This is a genomic window from Corallococcus sp. 4LFB, from assembly GCF_046520365.1.
Taxonomy (GTDB): domain Bacteria; phylum Myxococcota; class Myxococcia; order Myxococcales; family Myxococcaceae; genus Corallococcus; species Corallococcus caeni.
Window position 1 is genome coordinate 1 of record NZ_JBKGHJ010000747.1, and the last position, 2,851, is coordinate 2,851.

General features: G+C 70.0%; 4 protein-coding genes. 3 read left to right on the forward strand and 1 reads right to left on the reverse strand.

The window, feature by feature from the left end; all coding sequences use genetic code 11:
• Positions 1-186, reverse strand: a 186-nt coding sequence (locus tag ACLEQD_RS40560) for a zinc-ribbon domain-containing protein (protein WP_410391284.1), incomplete at its 3' end; no start/stop codon positions are given.
• Between the two features lie 227 nt (positions 187-413).
• On the opposite strand from ACLEQD_RS40560, the gene ACLEQD_RS40565 reads away from it, so the two are divergent.
• The 3 genes from ACLEQD_RS40565 to ACLEQD_RS40575 all read left to right on the forward strand — a co-directional run.
• A complete protein-coding gene (locus ACLEQD_RS40565; protein WP_410391285.1) occupies positions 414-1,727 on the forward strand; it encodes a protoporphyrinogen/coproporphyrinogen oxidase in 1,314 nt (437 codons plus the stop codon).
• Positions 1,728-1,805: 78 nt separating this feature from the next.
• Positions 1,806-2,516 carry a glycosyltransferase family 2 protein gene (locus ACLEQD_RS40570; RefSeq protein WP_410391286.1) on the forward strand — a complete coding sequence of 237 codons (711 nt, stop codon included), beginning with the start codon at positions 1,806-1,808 and terminating at the stop codon, positions 2,514-2,516.
• 15 nt (positions 2,517-2,531) lie between these two features.
• On the forward strand, positions 2,532-2,851 hold a 320-nt coding region (locus ACLEQD_RS40575; protein WP_410391287.1), incomplete at its 3' end, for a polysaccharide deacetylase family protein.

The following is a 2,851-nucleotide window of genomic DNA, read 5'->3' on the forward strand; positions in this document are numbered from 1 at the left end:
GGCGGTGCCCGGCAGCGGGATGGCGGCGGGCTGCGGCGCGGCCTCGGGAGCTTCGGCGCCCGCGCCTTCGGCCTTGATGGGGAACGTGGTCTGGCACCGAGCACACTTCAGCTTCGCGCCGCCGGGCGGGATCCGCCTGTCATCGATGTTGTAGTTCGTCTGGCACGACGGGCAGGAGACTTTCATTGTTTTCCTTCGACGAGACCGGCTGGCGCGCGCACGCGCAATGACGGGGGCGGTGCGGTGGTCCGCGCGGCGCGTGCAGGCTAGCAGAGCCGTTTCAAGCCCGGAAAGAACGCGCCCCCCAGGTGCACCGCCGTCACCCGGGCGGGCAGGAGGGCGGGCGCCCGCCAACACCAACAGTGTGCGTCCCTTTTCCAGGCGCCCGCCCGTGATGGTAGACCCGGCGGGTCATGGATCCCATCGTCATCCTCGGAGCGGGCCTGGCGGGCCTGTCCACCGCGCACTTCCTCAAGCGCCCCTGGCGCCTCATCGAGAAGTCCGACCGGGTCGGAGGCCTCATCAAGACCGAGGTCATTGACGGGTGTTACTTCGACCCCACCGGCCACTGGCTCCACCTGCGCGACCCGGAGATCCAGGAACTGGTCAACACGCTCTGGCTCCCGGACCAGCTGGTGCGCATCCAGCGCCGCGCCGCGGTGTTCTCCCGCGACACCTTCACCCGCTTCCCCTACCAGGTGAACACCCACGGGCTGCCGCCGGAGGTGGTCGCGGAGAACCTGGTCGGGTACGTGGAGGCCATCTACGGGGAGAAGGGCCGCGCCCTGCGCGAGCGCGACCCCGTGAACTTCGAGGAGTTCATCCTCCGCTACATGGGCGAGGGCTTCGCGAAGAACTTCATGCTGCCCTACAACCAGAAGCTCTGGACCGTGCACCCGCGCGAGATGTCCGCCGCGTGGGTCGGCCGGTTCGTGCCGCGCCCCACCCTCAAGGAGGTCGTGGACGGGGCGCTCGGCGCGGGCAGTGATCAGCTGGGCTACAACGCGTCGTTCCTCTACCCGCGCGAGGGCGGCATCGAGAGCCTGGCGCGCGCGATGAAGCAGCACCTGACGGGCGGCGAGCTGAGCGTGCGCACCGAGCCTGTCTCCATCGACTGGAAGGCGAAGCAGGTCTCGCTGTCGGACGGCCGCACCCTGCCGTACTCGGGGCTGGTGTCCTCCATCGCGCTGCCCCTGCTGGTGGACCTCATCGGGAAGGGCGCCTCCGGCGTGCCGGACGAGGTGCGCGCCGCGGCGAAGCGCCTGCGCGCCTTCATCGTCACGTACGTGTGCGTGGGGGCCCGGGGCGCGAACCGCCAGCCGTGGCACTGGATCTACCTGCCGGAGCCGGAGTTCCACGCGTACCGCATCGGGGCGCCGTCGGCGGTGTACGCGCCCCTGGCCCCTCCGGACACGGCCAGCTTCTCCGTGGAGTTCAGCCACCACGGCGAGCTGTCCGTGGCGGACGCGGAGAAGTACGCGGTGGAGGACCTGGTGCGCTCGCGGATGATCCATTCAGCGGACGACATCCTCTTCGCCCGGGGGCGCGAGATTCCCAACGCGTACGTCCTCTACGACGACGCCTACGGCCCCGCGATGGCGGAGGTGAACCGTTTCCTGGAGCACGCGGGCATCCTCACGGCGGGGCGCTACGGGAAGTGGGAGTACTCCTCCATGGAGGACGCCATCCTGGGCGGGCGGGCCTGCGCCCGGACGCTGAACGGCTGACGCAGGGAGTCGTCTCCTGTCGACGGTGGTCCGGGGCCGTGCTAGGCCCCGAGGCCTTCCCTTCGCATCTCCGGACCCATGGCCCTGCACCTCTCCGTCGTCATCCCCGTCTACAACGAGGAGTCCATCATCGCCCAGGCAGCCGAAGAGCTGCGCCAGGGGCTGGATGCTCGCGGGCTCGACTACGAAATCATCTTCGCGGAGAACGGCTCGCGCGACGCGACGCCCCGGCTCCTGGAGGAGCTCTGCTCCAAGAACCCGCGCCTGCGCTGGTTCCACTCGGAGACGCCCAACTACGGCGTGGCGCTCAAGGCCGGCATCCTCAAGGCCCGGGGCACCTACGTGGTCTGCGATGAAATCGACCTGTGCGACCTGACCTTCTACGACGCGGCGCTGCCCCGGCTGGAGCGCGGCGAGGCGGACATGGTCGTGGGCTCCAAGGCGGCCAAGGGCGCCAGTGACCAGCGGCCCCTCATCCGCCGCGCGGCCACGCGGGTGCACAACAAGCTCCTGCGCGTGGCGCTGGGCTTCCAGGGCACGGACACGCACGGCCTGAAGGCGTTCCGCCGCGAAGCGCTCTTGCCCGTCATCCACAAGTGCGTGGTGGACATGGACGTGTTCGCCAGCGAGTTCGTCATCCGCGCGTGGCGCGAGGGGCTGAACGTCATGGAGATCCCCATCCAGCTCCAGGAGAAGCGCCAGCCGTCCATCCACCTCTTCAAGCGCGTGCCCAACGTGCTCAAGAACGTGGGCAAGCTGTTCTACGTCATCCGCGTCCGCGGGACCTGAGCGAGGGGCTGCCCCATGCCAGCAGCGCGACTGGCGTCCATCTCCGTCGACCTGGATTCGCTGCCGCACTACTGCCGGATCCACGGGCTGCCGGAGTCGCTGCTCGACGAGCGCGCGAGGACGTTGATCCACCGGGTGGCGGTGCCGCGCTTCCTGGAGCTGTTCGCGGCGGTCGGCGTGCCGGGGACGTTCTTCGTCATCGGCGAGGACCTGGAGACGGACCCCGGCGCGGCGGACGGCATGCGGCGCGCGCACGCGGCGGGCGTGGAGGTGGCCAGCCACAGCCACGCCCATGACTACGCGCTCACCCGGCGGGGGCCGGACGCCATCGCGCG

What these genes read in the sequence shown, in the direction of transcription:
- ACLEQD_RS40570 (WP_410391286.1), top strand. Translation starts at nt 1,806, where the DNA reads ATGGCCCTGCACCTCTCCGTCGTCATCCCCGTCTACAACGAGGAGTCC.
- ACLEQD_RS40565 (WP_410391285.1), top strand. Translation starts at nt 414, where the DNA reads ATGGATCCCATCGTCATCCTCGGAGCGGGCCTGGCGGGCCTGTCCACC.